The organism is Stenotrophomonas sp. YJH_SMC_64 (genome assembly GCF_059371375.1).
Genome location: NZ_JCAFUN010000004.1, coordinates 176,128 through 191,637 on the forward strand (window position 1 = coordinate 176,128; position 15,510 = coordinate 191,637).

Annotated in this window: 12 protein-coding genes; 6 read left to right on the top strand and 6 right to left on the bottom strand. The window is 68.4% G+C overall.

From position 1 onward, the window contains the following. The first annotated feature begins 87 nt into the window (after positions 1-87). Together AC5P9L_RS05630 and AC5P9L_RS05635 are read left to right on the top strand one after the other, a co-directional pair. Positions 88-2,814 (top strand): TonB-dependent receptor plug domain-containing protein, encoded by a 2,727-nt coding sequence (locus tag AC5P9L_RS05630; RefSeq protein WP_043035212.1) that lies wholly within the window; start codon positions 88-90, stop codon positions 2,812-2,814. A gap of 110 nt (positions 2,815-2,924) precedes the next feature. Beyond that, positions 2,925-3,551 carry a hypothetical protein gene (locus AC5P9L_RS05635; protein ID WP_043035213.1) on the top strand — a complete coding sequence of 209 codons (627 nt, stop codon included), beginning with the start codon at positions 2,925-2,927 and terminating at the stop codon, positions 3,549-3,551. A 29-nt stretch (positions 3,552-3,580) separates the two neighbouring features. On the opposite strand, the gene AC5P9L_RS05640 is transcribed toward AC5P9L_RS05635, so the two are convergent. Further along, positions 3,581-4,222, bottom strand: a complete 642-nt coding sequence (locus AC5P9L_RS05640) for a hypothetical protein (RefSeq protein ID WP_012480569.1) — start codon at positions 4,220-4,222, stop codon at positions 3,581-3,583. 182 nt (positions 4,223-4,404) lie between these two features. Here AC5P9L_RS05640 and AC5P9L_RS05645 point away from each other — a divergent pair, with 182 nt between their 5' ends. Next, the gene (locus tag AC5P9L_RS05645) at positions 4,405-5,565 is read left to right on the top strand and encodes an amidohydrolase family protein (RefSeq protein ID WP_043035214.1); all 1,161 of its coding nucleotides are present in this window, start codon (positions 4,405-4,407) and stop codon (positions 5,563-5,565) included. A gap of 77 nt (positions 5,566-5,642) precedes the next feature. Here AC5P9L_RS05645 and AC5P9L_RS05650 read toward each other — a convergent pair whose 3' ends face one another. Next, positions 5,643-6,080, bottom strand: coding sequence for a DUF3806 domain-containing protein (locus tag AC5P9L_RS05650; protein ID WP_012480567.1), 438 nt, complete (start codon positions 6,078-6,080; stop codon positions 5,643-5,645). 132 nt (positions 6,081-6,212) lie between these two features. Then, on the bottom strand, positions 6,213-7,094 hold the full coding sequence (locus AC5P9L_RS05655) for a LysR substrate-binding domain-containing protein (RefSeq protein WP_012480566.1): 882 nt from the start codon (positions 7,092-7,094) through the stop codon (positions 6,213-6,215). A gap of 122 nt (positions 7,095-7,216) precedes the next feature. On the opposite strand from AC5P9L_RS05655, the gene AC5P9L_RS05660 reads away from it, so the two are divergent. Then, the gene (locus AC5P9L_RS05660; protein WP_012480565.1) at positions 7,217-7,918 is read left to right on the top strand and encodes an ankyrin repeat domain-containing protein; all 702 of its coding nucleotides are present in this window, start codon (positions 7,217-7,219) and stop codon (positions 7,916-7,918) included. A gap of 51 nt (positions 7,919-7,969) precedes the next feature. Beyond that, entirely contained in the window at positions 7,970-9,427 is a 1,458-nt protein-coding gene (locus AC5P9L_RS05665) for an amidohydrolase family protein (RefSeq protein WP_043035216.1), read from the top strand. A 93-nt stretch (positions 9,428-9,520) separates the two neighbouring features. Here the strand turns inward: AC5P9L_RS05665 and AC5P9L_RS05670 are convergent, their stop codons facing one another. Continuing rightward, complete coding sequence (locus tag AC5P9L_RS05670) at positions 9,521-10,450, bottom strand: LysR family transcriptional regulator (protein ID WP_262101616.1); 930 nt, start codon at positions 10,448-10,450, stop codon at positions 9,521-9,523. A 94-nt stretch (positions 10,451-10,544) separates the two neighbouring features. On the opposite strand from AC5P9L_RS05670, the gene AC5P9L_RS05675 reads away from it, so the two are divergent. After that, entirely contained in the window at positions 10,545-11,735 is a 1,191-nt protein-coding gene (locus AC5P9L_RS05675) for an MFS transporter (RefSeq protein WP_012480562.1), read from the top strand. Between the two features lie 42 nt (positions 11,736-11,777). Here AC5P9L_RS05675 and AC5P9L_RS05680 read toward each other — a convergent pair whose 3' ends face one another. Beyond that, on the bottom strand, positions 11,778-12,431 hold the full coding sequence (locus AC5P9L_RS05680) for a response regulator (protein WP_005413756.1): 654 nt from the start codon (positions 12,429-12,431) through the stop codon (positions 11,778-11,780). Continuing rightward, on the bottom strand, positions 12,424-15,453 hold the full coding sequence (locus AC5P9L_RS05685) for a sensor histidine kinase (protein ID WP_279915561.1): 3,030 nt from the start codon (positions 15,451-15,453) through the stop codon (positions 12,424-12,426). The genes AC5P9L_RS05680 and AC5P9L_RS05685 overlap by 8 nt, the downstream gene beginning before the upstream one ends. Between the last annotated feature and the right edge of the window lie 57 nt (positions 15,454-15,510).

The following is a 15,510-nucleotide window of genomic DNA, read 5'->3' on the forward strand; positions in this document are numbered from 1 at the left end:
CCATTCAGGACACTTTCGTTACGGGATCGTTATGCGCCGCGCAGGCCTCCGGTCCCATACCACCCGTCCAACTCCCCCAGGAAGCCCATGTCTGCCTCCCACAAGGCGCTGCGCCCGCGTCCGCTGGTGCTCGCGCTGTCGTCCCTGATGCTGGTGTCGTCGCCGGCCTTCGCGCAGGAAAGCGCACCCACCTCATTGCAGGAAGTGAAGGTCACCGGCTCGCGCATTCCGCGCGCCAGTGTCGAAGGGCCGTCGCCGGTGACCGTGATCAGCCGCGAGCAGATCGACGCGCAGGGCTACCGCAACGCGTTCGACGCGCTGAGCGCCCTGACTGAAAACACCGGCAACGTGCAGGGCGAGGACTTCGGCAACACCTTCACCCCGGCCGCCAACACCATCAACCTGCGCGGGCTGGGCCCGAACCGCACGCTGGTGCTGGTCAACGGCCGCCGCCAGGCCGACTACCCGCTGGCCTACGAGGGCTCGGTGAACGTGGTCAACCTGGCCAACATTCCCAGTGCGCTGATCGAGCGCATCGAGGTCTTGGCGGCCGGTGCGTCGGCGGTGTATGGCTCCGACGCCATCGCCGGCGTGGTCAACATCATCCTCAAGGACCGCTTTGAGGGTGTGGACGTGAACGTGCGGGCCGGCGGCACCCAGCAGGGCGGTGGCGACAACCAGCGCGCGCAGGTGGTTGGTGGCAGTTCCGGCGAGCGCTGGGATGCGCTGTTCGGCTTCGAGTTCGATGTGCGCAAGGCGATCCATGCGCGCCAGCGCGATTTCATGGACTCGCTGGATGATGACCCCGCCGGCAAGGCGCCGCAGGCGACCGCGATCGCGTATCGCCGCAACGCCGCTACCGGTCGCAACATCGATCCGGGCGCCAATGGCTGCGACGCGGCGTCGGATATCTATGGCGGCAGCGTGTTCCGTGCCTTCAACCCGCGCCAGGGCTGGTATTGCGGCAGCAACGAGGCCGCCGCCAGCTACTGGACGGTGCAGACCGAGAAGCGCAACCTCAACGGCTACGGCCTGCTGACCTTCCACGTCAACGAGACCACCGACCTGTTCGCCGATCTGGCCGTGGGCAGCGCACGCATCACCAACAACACCCGTGCGCCCACCTGGACCTCGGCCCGCAACTACTTCTACAACCAGACCACCGGCAACCTGGAAAGCTGGTACCGCCGCTTTGCGCCCGAGGAAATCGGTGGCCTGCCGCGCAATGCCAATCGTTTCCTGGAAAATTCGTGGTCATTCAACGTCGGCGCGCGCGGCCAGATCGGCGACAGTGGCTGGGACTATGAGGCGGTCTACAGCCGTTCGCGTTACGAGAACCGCACCCGCCGCCCGGTGCTGCTGGCCGGGATCAACGAATACCTGCTTGGCCCGAAGCTGGGCGTGCGCAATGGTGTAGAGGTCTATGCGCCGGATCCGGCGCGCCTGTTCCAGCCGCTGAGCCCGAACGAGTACCAGAGCCTGTCCGGCTACCAGGAGAGCCGCAACGCGGCGTGGCTGCAGACCTTCAGCGCCAGCGTCAACGGCCGGCTGTTCGCACTGCCCGGTGGCGACGCTGCGCTGGCCGCGGTGGTCGAGGCTGGCAGCCAGGGCTATCGCAATCGACCGGACCCCCGACTGGGCACCGGTGAATTCTGGAACACCAGCGCCGGTATTGGTGCCGGTGGCGAGCGCGACCGCTATGCTGCCGGCGTGGAGCTGCAGCTGCCGCTGCTGCAGTCGCTGACCACCACCCTGGCCGGGCGCTATGACCAGTACCGTGCCGGTGGTGAGCACATCGGCAAGGCGACCTGGAGCTTCGGCGTCGAGTTCCGGCCGATCGAGAGCCTGCTGATCCGTGGTACCGCTGCCACCAGCTTCCGGGCGCCGGACATGAACTACGTGTTCGCGACCGAGACGCGTGGTTACAACCCGGGCATGACCGACTACTGGCGCTGCCGCACCGCAGGCCAGTCGTATGACAACTGCGACTACAACGGCCTGTCGATCGATTACAGCAACCGTGCCAACCCGCAGCTGCAGCCGGAGTCGGCCAAGTCGTATGGCTTCGGCGTGGTCTGGTCGCCGCTGGCTGGCCTGGATTTCAGTGCCGATTACTACGACATCCGCATCGACAACGAGGTGACCAGCCTCGATACCAGCCGCATCCTGCGCGACGAGGCCGATTGCCGGTTGGGAAAGACGCTGGGCGGCGAAGCGCGTGACATCGGCTCACCGCTGTGCCAGGACGCGCTGTCGCGTGTGATCCGCAACCCGTCCAATGCAACCGTGCAGCCGGACCAGGTGACCCGTGTGCTGATCAATCCGATCAACGCCGCCTCTGAATCGGTTCGCGGCCTGGACCTGAAGGGCAACTGGCGTTTCGATGCCGGTCGCTATGGCCGCTTCACCACGCGCCTGGCCTACACCGTGGTGCTGGAGCACAAGTACCGGCAGTTCTCCGATGATCCGGAGCGTGACATCCGCAATTCGCTGGATGACTACCAGTGGCGCAGCAAGGCCAACGGCAGCATCACCTGGAACCAGGGAGACTGGACCACCACGCTGTACGGCAACCGCTTCGGCTCGCTGCCGAAGACCGATGGCAGTGGCCGCATCGCGCCGTACATGACCTACAACGCCAGCGTGTTCCGCCAGTTCGGCGAGAACCTGTCGGTGGGCGTGATCGTCAACAACCTGCGTGACAGCCGCCCGCCGGCGGACAAGAACGGTGGCGGCTGGCCGTTCTACCCGGTCGGCAACTACGACCCGTATGGCCGCCAGTACTGGGTGCAGCTGGACTACCGGTTCCGCTGATCCGGCAGGCGAACGAAAGGCCCGGCATTGCCGGGCTTTTCTTTGTGCAGTGCATCCGTGTTGCCGGCGCGCACATGGCATGCTGTGGCGATACACGGAGGAGGATGCGCATGGATGTCAGGGGGTGGAGCGTGATTGCCGTGCTGGCCATTGCAGGTTGCAGTGGCAGGCAGGCGGCCAGCGTGGAGGATGCCGCGGAGGTGGCCAATGCCGCGCCTGCGCCGTCCCTTTCCAACCCCGCGACCGATGCTGTATCAGCGCGCGTGCCAACGGCATCGAGTACCACGACGGCTGCCCCTGGGCTCGCGCAACCGGAGGGTCACTTCCTCGAGGGCGAGCGCATGCTGCTGAACGAGGGTGCGGTGTCCGCACAGAAGAGCGAGGCGGTGCTGGGTTCCGACAAGGCCTTCGCGCAGGCGATCAGCCAGTTCGAGCGCGATGCAGCCGGTCACCTGGAAGTGCAGGACCTGACCCGGCTCTACAGGGCGGCCGCGACCCGGCTCATCGGCAACGACGGCACGCTGGTGTCTTTTGCCTGCGGCTACAGCCTGTGCGTTGGCGAGATCCGCAGCCGTACCGATGAGGATTTCAGTGCCTGGTCCGAGGCGATCGGCATGGACAAGGTGGCCCCGGTCTACAGCCTGGCCACGGCGCCGATGACATGGGGCAGGGACCAGCATGGCGGGCGCTTCGTGTTCTCGGTGGATCCGGCCGCCAACGGCATCACGGGCCCGTAGCGCCGGCGGATGACCGGCGCCACGGCGCGTTACGGAAGCGCCTGTTGCAGGTACGACTCGATGACGTAGCTGAAAGGCTGCTGCTGGCGGTCGCGCAGCAGGGCGCGCACTTCAAGGATCACGCCGCGGTCGCCTTCGCCCCGCGGCGGCCAGAACGTCTGGTCGGCCAAGGTCTGGCGCTGGAAACCGAGCGGGCCGACCACGCGACCGAACGGTTCGTCGGTGCTGTCCAGCACCTGGTTCATGGCCGGGCTGAGATGGCCGGGCAGGTACCAGTTGTCGGCCTCGGACAGCACGCGGCTGCCGCAGACCAGCTGCACGCGGCGATAGCGCAGCTCGGCACCTGGCTTCACACCCAGCGCCTGCAGCACGTCGGCGGGGGCAGGCTTGTCCTGGCCGTGTACGCGCACTGCACGCACCCGCGCCTGTTCGGCCAGGCCGTGCTCGGCGCACCAGTGTTCCAGCGTGGCAGTGGCGCTCTGCCCGGACAGCACGCGCTGGTGCAGGCGCTCGACCAGTGCAGCCGGGGCAATGCGCTGCTGACCCGGCGGCGACTGCAGCGGCGCAGCGGCCGCCGCATCAGTGGCGGACAGGCTGGCGATCGGGGCGGCGGCAAGCAGGGACGCGGCCTGCCAGCGGCGGAGACGATCGTGGCGGTCGGACGGGCCCATGCGGCATCACAGCGGAAACAGGCGCCCATGTTACCCGTTCAGGGGTGTGCACGGCGTGGCTGCGACCGGTTGTCGCAGGGCAGTCATCGTTCTGGTGAATGCGTGCCATCCAGATATTTCGTTGGCCGATGGCTGCGGCGAGGCGCACGATGGCGCCATTCTTGGCATTCCGGGAGTTCCCGATGACCCTCCAGTTCGTCCATGGCGGTGTCGACCGCGACGGTGCGCCACTGCATTTCCATATCCGTGATGGCCGCATCAGCGGGCTCAATGGCGAGGCGGCGCCGGCCGACGCGGCGGAATGCGTCGACCTGCAGGGCTTCGCGGTGCTGCCCGGGCTGGTCGACGGCCACATTCACCTCGACAAGAGCTTCGTCGGCGACCGTTGGCACCCGCACCAGCCGGTGAACAGCCTGCGTGAGCGGCTGGCGGTGGAGAAGGCGGCGGTGGCGGGTGCGGCACCGATGGTGGACCGTGCCGAGGCGCTGATCCGCCAATGCAGTGCTTTCGGTACGGTGGCGATGCGCTGCCATGTCGATATCGACGGCAGCACCGGTCTCGGCCATCTCGAAGCGGTGCGCGAGGCGGCACTGCGCTGCGCCGACATCATGCGGATCCAGCTGGTGGCGTTTCCGCAGGCCGGGGTGATGTCCTGTCCCGGCACCGCCGCCGTACTGGAGCAGGCGCTTGCCGCGGGCGTGGAGGTGCTCGGCGGCATCGACCCGACCACGCTCGATGGTGATGCCGAAGGCCAGCTGGCGCTGCTGTTCGGCCTGGCCGAGCGTTACGGCGTGCAGCTGGACATCCATCTGCACGAGCCCGGCGAAACCGGCCTGGCCCAGCTGCTGCGCATCGCGGCGCGGACGCGGGCCGCCGGCCTGCAGGGGCGGGTTGCGGTCAGCCATGCCTATTCGCTGGGCGACGTGCCGCTGGCGCGCGCGCTGCAGGTGGGCGAAGCACTGGCCACGGCGGGTGTGGCGATCATGAGCAACGCGCCGGGCGATCATCCTTTCCCGCCGCTGCGCGCGCTGCATGATGCCGGTGTGCGCGTGTTCGCAGGCAACGACAACATCCGCGACTGCTGGTGGCCGTACGGTAACGGCGACCTGCTGCAGCGGGCGATGTTGCTGGGCTACCGGTCCGGCTTCTACACCGATGCCGACCTGATGCTGGCGCTGGACATGGTCACCACCCACGCCGCGCAGGCGATCGGCCTGCCGCAGCATGGTATTGCCGAAGGCCGGCCGGCGACGTTCGTGGCCGTGCGTGCCGACCACGGCCCGGCCGCTGTGGCCGGGGTGCCGGTGGAGCGCCGCGTGGTGGTCGACGGCCGCTGGCTGTAGATCCACGTCATGGCGTGGATGCGCCATCGCGTGGTCTCATTCATCCACGCATGGCGTGGATCTACCCCGATGTACCGTCAGGCGTAATCGTCGGCGCGGGTGGCGACGAATTCCTCAAGCCACGCAAGCAGGTGGGCGATGTCGATGATCTCGCCCTGTTCGACGCGCTTGAGCAGCAGTGTGCTGGCGCCGATCTGCAGGCTGCTGTCGGCATAACGCAGCACCGCGTCGATGCCCCATGCATCGGTGACCTGCATCCAGGCCAGGCCCGGCACGCGCTGGGCCAGGGTGTCACCGAATGCCACGCCCAGCGCTTCCCAGCCATCGCAGTCGGCACGGTCGATCAGCTTGGCATCGATCACGCGCTGCAGTGTGCTGGCCGCCAGCGGCCACTGCACCGGCAACGTCGGGAAGCCGGCCGCCACGCGCGCGGCGATCAGCGAGCGCTGGTGCTGCAGATGCGTCTGCAGGGCAGCGGGCAGGGGATCGAAGCGGGTGGGGATTTCGTCGGACATGGCAGGGCGCCGTGGGGCACGGAAACAACAGGCACTCTACGAGGCGATTGTTGCCCGCTATACGGCCGGAGTGACCATGTTTCGATGCGTGATGCGCGAAAGGCATCCACGCATGGCGTGGATCTACCGTGGTCAGTCCGGTTCGCGCTGCACCTGCCGCCACAGCTCGCTGGCCAGCGCACGCACGGCATCGTCGGCGTCGGCACGGTGCAGCAGGCCGATTTCGTAGTTGTCGATCACCGGCAGCTCGCGCTCGCCATCGATGATGCGGTGCTCGCGGCTGACCGCGCGGCGTGGCAGCAGGCTGATGCCGATGCCATCGGCCACCGCGCCCTGGATGCCGCTCAGCGACGAGCTGGTGAAGGCGATGCGCCAGCGCAGGCCCAGCGCTTCCACGGCATGGATCATCTCGTCGCGGTACAGCCCGCGCGGGGGGAAGGTGACCAGCGGCAGCGGGTCCTGCTGCAGGCAGCTGCTGCGCAGGCTGTCGATCCAGTGCATCGGCTCGCGGCGGCAGTGCACGGCCTGGCGGCTGTTGCGGCGCTGCTTGACCAGCACCAGATCCAACTCGCCATGATCGAAGCCCTGCGCCAGGTCGCGGCTGAGGCCGCTGCTGATCTCCAGCTTCACCTGCGGGTGGCGACGGCTGAAGGCGGCCAGCATGCGCGTGGTCTGCGCGTTGACGAAATCCTCGGGCACGCCGATGCGGACTGCGGTCTCCACCATCGCACCGGCCAGCGCCTGCGCCATTTCCTCGTTCAGGTCGAGCATGCGCCGCGCGTAGCCGAGCAGGGTGTGGCCGGCATCAGTGGGGTGCACGTCGCGATGGCCGCGTTCAAGCAGGCGATGCCCGGCCAGTTCCTCCAGCCGGCGCACCTTCTGGCTGACCGTGGACTGGGTCGAATGCAGGCGCGTGGCCGCCGTGGTGAAGCTGCCGCAGTCGGCCACCATCACCAGCGCCCGCAGCAGGTCCAGTTCGAACAGGGTTCTATTCGATTTGGCACTGTCTTGCATTTGAACATTTCACTTCTGGATACCCAGGCCGACTTCTACCATGCAGGGCAGGGGCCGGCAACGCCCGGCTGTTGCTACCGTCGCACGGCGTTCCGTGGCGACGGACATGAGGAGACACTGTCATGCGCGTCCATCATTCCGCTGGTTGGCCTGCGCCGTTCACGCGCGTGCTGCTGTTGTGCCTGCTGGCCATGGTCACCCCTGCCTGCACCGCCACGTCCAGGGCCGACGCAGACGCGCGCCTGCGGGATGCCGCCAGCCGCGGCGACGCCGATGCGGTGCGACAGGCGATCGAGGATGGCGCCACGCTGGAGGCGCGCGATGGCCAGGGCCGCACCGCGCTGCTGCTGGCCACGCATGGCAACAACGTGGATGCCGCGCGTGAGCTGATCGAGGCCGGGGCAGACGTCAACGCCAAGGACGCGTTGCAGGACAGCGCCTACCTGTACGCCGGTGCGCGCGGCCTGGACGAGATCCTGGCGATGACCCTGGCGCATGGCGCCGATCTGCGCAGCACCAACCGCTATGGCGGCACCGCGCTGATTCCGGCCGCCGAGCGCGGTCACGTCGCCACTGTGCGCACGCTGCTGCGGGCCGGTGTGGCGGTGGACCATGTCAACCGGCTGCACTGGACCGCGCTGCTGGAAGCGATCCTGCTCGGCGATGGCGGTGCGCGCCACGTGCAGATCGTGCAGCTGCTGCTGGAGGCCGGTGCCGACCCGGAGCTTGCCGACGGCGACGGCGTGACGCCGCTGGCGCACGCGCGCCAGCGCGGCTATACCGGAATTGAGACCCTGCTGCGCCAGCACGGCGCGGTGCGTTGAATGCAACCCCCTTCCACCCGCACGCTGGGCGTGCCCATCAGGATGCTGTCCATGTTCCGTTCCCGTCCGTTGTCCCTTGCCATCCTCCTTGCGGTAGCACCGCTGTCGGCGTCTGCCGCCGAGCGCGCCGACCTGCTGATCCGCAATGCCACCGTGGTCGATGTCGAGCACGCCAGCACGCTGGCCGGGCAGAGCGTGGTGATCCGTGGCGAGGACATCGTCGCCGTCGGTCCGGACGCGCAGCTGCGCAGCCAATGGAGTGCGGCCCGCCAGATCGATGCCAAGGGCAAGTACCTGATTCCGGGCCTGTGGGACATGCATGTGCACTTCGGTGGTGGTCCGGCGCTGATCGAAGAGAACAAGGCGCTGCTGCCGCTGTACATCGCGCATGGCATCACCACGGTGCGTGACTGCTCCGGCGATCTGCCCGAGCAGGTGCTGCAGTGGCGTGGCGAGATCGCCAAGGGCACCTTGTTCGGCCCGCGCCTGCTCAGTTCCGGCGCGAAGATCGAAGGCATCAAGCCGGTCTGGAAGGGCACGATCGAAGTGGGCAGCGAGGCCGACGCCGACAAGGCGATTACCCGCCTGCAGCATGACAAGGTCGATTTCGTGAAGATCACCGACAGCACGCTGAAGCCGGAACTGTTCCTGTACTCGGCCAGCGCTGCGCGAAAGGCCGGCTTCAAAGCCTCGGGGCATATTCCGATGGCACTGACCGTGGAGCAGGCGGTCGATGCCGGCCTGGCTTCGATCGAGCATCTGGACTACGCATTCAAGGCCGGCAGCAAGGACGAGGCGCAGATCGCCGCTGACTTCGGCGCAGGCCGCATCGACCGTGCCGAAGCCAACCGGCGCCTCGACGCCAGCTTCGACCGTGACACTGCGATGCATGCCTACCGTGATTTCGCAAAGCGCGGCGTATTCGTGACCCCGACCCTCAACGGTGGCCGCATCCTCGACTTCCTTGACCAGGATGACCACGCCAACGATCCGTACCTGGCCTACATCGGCCCTGGCTTGCGCGCGACCTACCAGTGGCGCGTGGACCGCGCAGCCAAGGCCACGCCGGCGCAGATTGAAGCGCGCCACGCGCAGTACCACCAGGTGGCCGCGGTGCTGCCGCTGCTGCAGGAGGCGGGCGTGACGATCATCGCCGGTACCGATGCGGGCTTCCTCAATTCGTTCAACTTCCCGGGCATCGCGCTGCACCAGGAACTGCAGCTGTTCGTGAAGGAAGGCCTGACCGCACCGCAGGCGCTGTCGGCCGCAACCCGTTCCGGTCCGGCCTGGTTCGGCCAGATGGACCGCTACGGTGGTGTCGCACAGGGCAAGGCCGCCGATCTGGTGCTGCTGACCGCCAACCCGCTGCAGGACATCGCCGCCACCGGGAAGATCGACAGCGTGATCCTGCGTGGCAGCGTGTATGACCGCGCTGCGCTGGACAAGATGTTGGCTGATACCAAGGCCAAGGTGGCGGCGTGGAATGCCGAGGCGGCGAAGACGCAGTGATCGACAGGGTCAGAGCCCTTCCCGGTGGGAAGGGATCCGACCCTATGGGGTTGGACGGCATCCACGCCATGCGTGGATGACGCGGCCGCTGGCCTAACGCGGTGCCGGCCGCATGCCATGCAGCTGCGGCAGTGCGGCCTTCATCGCATCGATGAAGGCGCGCAGCCGCGGCGGCTGCTGGCGCGCAGCAGGAAACACGACATGCACCGGCAGTGCCGGCGCCTGCCAGTCCGGCAGCAGCTGCACCAGACGCTCTTGTGCGAGGTCGTCGGCCACCAGCCAGGCCGAGACTACGGCGGCTCCCAACCCGGCGCGAGCAGCCTGCTGCACCACGAACAGGTTGTCGCTGAGCAGGCGCGGGCTGATCGACAGCGTATGCGCGCGGCCCTGTGCGTCATGCAGCAACAGGCGTTCGCGGTAGTAGGTGACCAGTGAGATCCACGGCAGTGCCTGCGCCTGTTCTGGTGTGCTGATCGCGGTGGACTGCACCAGCGACGGCGCTGCCACGACGATGCGCGGCACTTCGGCCAGCGGCAGTGCGACCATGCGCGGTTCGTCGACCGGTCCCACCCGCACCGCGCAGTCGATGCCTTCTGCGATGAAGTCCGGGCGCCTATCTTCCAGGATCCACTCCAGGCTCAGCTGCGGGTGCTGGGCCAGGAATGCCAGCATGGTCGGCAGCAGCTGCGCCTGGCCGAAAGCGTGCGGCACCATCACCCGCAGGCGTCCGCGCAGCGTTTCCGGTTCGCCGTGCAGTTCGGCCTGCAGCGACTCCCATTCGTCGACCACGCGTTGCGCATGGCGCTGGCAGCGCAGGCCATCTTCGGTCAGCTGCAGGCCGTGGGTGGAGCGCTGCAGCAGGCGCAGGCCGAGCTGTCGCTCCAGTGCCTGCAGGCGGCGACTGACCGTCGGCTGGGTGGTGCACAGCTGCACGGCAGCAGCAGACAGGCTGCCGGCATCGACGATGCGCAGGAAGGTGCGCAGCAGATCCAGGCGATCCGCGCCGGTGGCAAGGTCATTCATGCGTTTCACGTATGAAGTGTATGTGCAGGAGCCTACTACAGACGCCGGGCGAATACCGGCAGGATACGCCCACTTCCTCCTCCGGACTCCCCCAATGTCTACCCCTTCGCTATCCGTCGCCGCGCCCGCGACCGCACCCTCCACCCCGCTGGTGCTGGCAATGGCGGCCGGCGCCGGCTTCTCGGTCGCCTCGCTGTACTACAGCCAGCCGATGCTGGGCCTGATCGCCCAGGACCTCGGCGCAGGCGAGCGCGCCGCCGGCCTGGTGCCGACCTTGACCCAGCTTGGGTATGCGCTTGGCATTCTCCTGCTGGCGCCGTTGGGCGACCGCTTCGACCGCCGCACCCTGATCCTGTTGAAGTCCGCGTTGCTGGCACTGGCATTGGGCGCTGCAGCGATGGCCGGGCACCTGCCGGGCCTGCTGATGGCCAGCCTGCTGGTCGGGTTGATGGCCACGCTGGCACAGGACATCGTGCCCGCCGCTGCGGTGCTGGCGCCGGATGCACAACGCGGCCAGATCGTCGGCCGGGTGATGACCGGCCTGCTGCTCGGTATCCTGCTGTCGCGCGTGGTCAGTGGCGTGGTGGCTGAAGCATGGGGTTGGCGCACGCAGTTCGTACTGGCCGCGGTATCGGTGGCGGTGATGGGCGCGGTGATGGCGCGCGCGCTGCCGCGTTTCGCACCGACCAGCACGCTGCGCTATCCGGCGTTGCTGGGTTCGTTGCTGGCGTTGTGGCGCGAGCAGCCGCAGCTGCGCCGTGCGGTGGCCAGCCAGTCGTTGCTGGCAGTGGGCTTCAGCGCGTTCTGGTCGACGCTGGCGCTGATGCTGCATGCCCGCCTGGGGCTGGGCAGTGCGGCGGCGGGTGCGTTCGGTATCGCCGGCGCGGCCGGCGCATTGGCTGCGCCGTTTGCAGGACGTTTCGCCGATCGCCTGGGTTGCCATGCGGTGGCGCGGCTGGCGATCGCAGTGGCGCTGGTGGGTTTCGGGCTGCTGCTGGCCGAAGCCTGGTTGCCGGCCGTTGCGCTGCTGCCGCTGCTGGTGGTAAGTGCGCTGCTGTTCGACTTCGGTTTCCAGTCGGCGCTGGTGGCGCACCAGACGCTGGTCTATGGCCTGGTGCCGCCGGCCCGCAGCCGCCTCAATGCGCTGCTGTTCACGGGCATGTTCATCGGCATGGCCGCCGGTGGTGCGCTGGGCAGCCTGGCGCTGGCGCAGTGGGGGTGGCACGGCGTGGCCTGGCTGGCGGTGGTGTGTGCGGGCGGCAGCCTGCTGCTGCGCTTGAAGTAAGGGGGGTGTTCGGCAGGGCTTGCAGCCCTGCCGAACAACCCCCTAATCGTGACCGCTGTCGTCCAGGCTGATGATGCCGCGCCGCAGCGCCTGGGTCACCGCGTGCGTGCGATCGCCCACGCCCAGCTTGTCCATCAGGCTCTTCATGTGCGCCTTCACCGTCTGCTCTGAAATCTGCATGCGCTCGCCGATGCGCTTGTTCGACAGGCCACCGGCCACGTGCCGCAGCACTTCGGTCTCGCGCGGCGACAACCGGTCTTCCACCACATGCGCGGCGATGCTCGCCGCCACCGCTGGTGGAATCGGCGCGCGCCGGCCGCCCGCAACCATGCGGATCGTGTCGACCAGCTCGTGGCGCAGCATGTCCTTCAGCAGGTAGGCGCTGGCGCCGGCCTGCAACGCCCGCACCGCACGTACGTCACCGCGGTAGGTGGTCAGCACGATGATGCGCGCGCGCGGGTCCATTGCGCGGATCCGCACGATGGCTTCCACACCATCCAGGCGGGGCATCTGCAGGTCCATCAGCACCACGTCCGGCTGCAGCTGCTGGTAGCGTGCGATGGCTTCCTCGCCGTCGGCGGCTTCACCGAGCAGGCGCAGATCGGGTTGTGCGCCCAGCAGGGCGGCCAGGCCGTCACGCAGCAGCGGGTGGTCGTCGACCACCAGTACGCCGATCGGGGCAGGGGTTTCAGTCATGGCTCGTTCTACTCCAGGGCCAGCGCCAACGTGATGGGCGGCGGTGATACAGGCGCCGGGCGGGAACTGCCAGCGCGACTTCGGTCCCCAGCCCGGGGCGGGTCCACAGCTGCAGTTCCGCGCCAAGGCGCTGCGCGCGCTCGCGCATGCCCTGCAGGCCCCAATGGCCATGGCCGGCATTTTCGTCGGCGATGCCCACGCCATCATCGCGCACGTGTAGAAGGAAGCACCGCGTGCCGTAGGACAGCTCCACTTCGATGGCGCTGGCATTGGCATGGCGCAGCGCATTGCGGATCGCCTCGCGTCCGATCAGGAACACTTCCTCGGCGGCATCAGCCTGCAGCGGTGGGTGGGGGCCTTCCACGGTCAGGCGCAGCGGATTGGTGCCGTGCCCGGCATACTCGGCGTGCACATCGGCCAGTGCCGAAGCGAGGTCGCGACCCGCGAACGGCCCCTCGCGCAGCGCATTGACCCGCTCGCGGCCCTCGGCCAGGTTGCGCTCGGCCAGCTGCATCGCCGACTCCAGCTGGCTGCGCACCGGCTCGGGGGTCTGGGGTGACTGGCTGATCGCATGCAGGCGCAGGATAAGGCCCTGGCTGCCCTGCAGCAGGGTGTCGTGCAGGTCGCGCGCGATGCGTTCGCGTTCGCCATTGCGTTCCTGCAGGCGCGCACGGAACAGCGCGGCCAGCTGCCCGCTGCGGATGCGTACTGCCAGCACCAGTAGTGCGAGCACGGCGGCGGTGCACAGCAGTTTGAACCACACGGTCTGGATGAAGGTAGGCGCGATGCGGAAGCTGCGGCTGGCCGGTGCGGTGCTCCAGATGCCGTCCTCATTGGCGGCTTCCACCTCGAACCGGTAGTTGCCTGGCGCGAGGTTGGTGTAATACGCGCGGGTGCTGCTGCCCGCGTCCTGCCAGCCATCGTCAACGCCGGACAGGCGATAGCGATAGCGGTTGCGTTCCGGGCGTGCCAGCGACAGCGCCACGTAGTCGATCTGCAGCTGGCTGGTGCCGGCCGGCAGGCGCAGGCCGTCCCGCAGTGGTTGCCGTTCGCTGCCATGCAGCACGTCGCCGATGCGCACGCTGGGAGCCATCGCATTGACGTGCGACCGGGTGGTGTCCAGCCAGGCCAGGCCCTGGTTGGTGGCCAGCCATAGCAGGCCGTCGTCGGCCAGCACGGCGGTGGGGATCGGTCCGCTCTGCAGGGCGATGCCCGGCATGCCATCCACCGCATCGAACAGGCGTGGCGTCACCGGCTGCCCGGTACGCAGCGCCCGCCGCAACTGATCGCTCCCCAACCGGACCAGGCCACGACTGCCATTGAGCCACAGGTGACCGTGCGCATCGGCAACCATGCCGGTGATGCCCTCCAGCACGTCGGCCATGTCGGTGCTGACCGGCATGAAGCGGCCATTGCCGAGGCGGGCGGCCAGCCCGGCCTCACCGGCCACCAGCAACAGGTCCTGGTGGTGCAGCAGCGCGGTGACCGGCCCGACCAACAGCCCGTGGTTGGCATCGAAGGTTTCGATGCGGGTCGCGCCCATGCTGCGCAGCCGGCCGTCGGCATAGCCGAGCAGCAGCTGGCCATTGGCATCCAGCGCCAGTGATGAGCAGGCCTGTTCGGGCAGGCGCGTTTCGCGCTGCCACTGGCCGTGCAGATAGTGCAGCACGCCACGTTCACCGGTGCAGACCCAGGCCTGGTCGTCATCGGCGAACAGCAGGGCATGCAGCGGTTGCCCGGTGAAGGGCTCGGGCAGCGGAATCAGCGTGGTGTGGCCGGCCACAGTGCGTGCCAGGTTGACCCAGTCGAACTGCCAGATCGGCGTGGGCGCCCGGCGCGCGGCCGCCTGCAGTTGTGCGGCGCTGCCTTCCAGCAGTGGCCGGCGCAGGTCGTACGGCTTGAGGTCCTCGCCGTAGCCGTACACACGCCCATCGCTGGCCCGCACCAGCGAGCGATAGGGATCACTGGGGCCGACCGCCAGCGTGTGCACGCTGCGCACGCGGAAGCGGTTGAGGCCCAGATTGGTGCCGACCCAGAGATTGCCTTCGCGGTCGGCGATGATCGGCACGGCCGAGGTGGCGGTCAGCCCGTGCGGCGAATCGAAACGCTCCATGCGCACGGCGCGGCTGCCGTCGAACGTGACCCGGGCCACACCGCCATGCGGGCTCATCGTGGCCCATAACGCGCCGTCGGCAGTGAACTGCAGGCGCGCGGCGACCAGGTCCGGCAGGCGTCGCGCTTCGCGTTCGCTGTCCGGCAGCAGGCCCTGCGCATTGGCCAGCGGCGAGGTGCCGCGCACACGGTCGGCCAGCCAGACTTCGCCCTGCGGGCTCTCGGTCAGCGTCGCCATCTGGGATACAGCAATGCCGGTGTCCTCGAAACGCGGTTGGCCTGCAGGACGCATCCAGATCCTGAGGTTGGCCAGTACCCAGAAGGTGCCACGGCTGTCGTGCAGCACCCATTGCACGCGGTGTTCCGGAACGCCCGTGTCTGCGGGCAGCGGCTGCCAGCGCTGGCCATCGAACTCGCGCAGCCCTCCATTGATGGCTGCCCACATGCGGCCGTCTCGGTCCTGGCTGAAGTGCGGTACCACGCCAACCGGCACGCCCTGGCCGCGGCCGTAGTTGTACAGCTGGCCGCGCGCGAACTGGCTGATGCCTGCCTGGAAGTAGCCGATCCACAGTGCGCCATCGGCGCTGTGTTCCAACGTGACCATGTTGGTGGACGGGTAGCGGGTGCCAGCCGGTGGCGCCTGCCGTTCGAAGCGACGTCCGTCGAATCGGTACAGGCCCGAACCGGTAGCCAACCACAACAGGCCGTCACGGTCCTGGCTGATGTCCCAGATGTCACCGGGTGCACCCTGGCCGACCCGCCAGGCGGTGTGCTCGTAGCCGGGCAACCCGCTGCTCACGGCCGGCCGCTGCACGGCGAGGGCGGGCAGGGCGGTCCACAGCAGCAGGCACGCCAGCAGCGCCGGCAGGCGACGCAGGAACGGGAAGGGGCGGCCACGCATGGCGCGCATTCTCGCAGGTGCGGGGCAGCCGCGGGTGACCCGAACGGGGTAGGCGCCTGGTGCCGT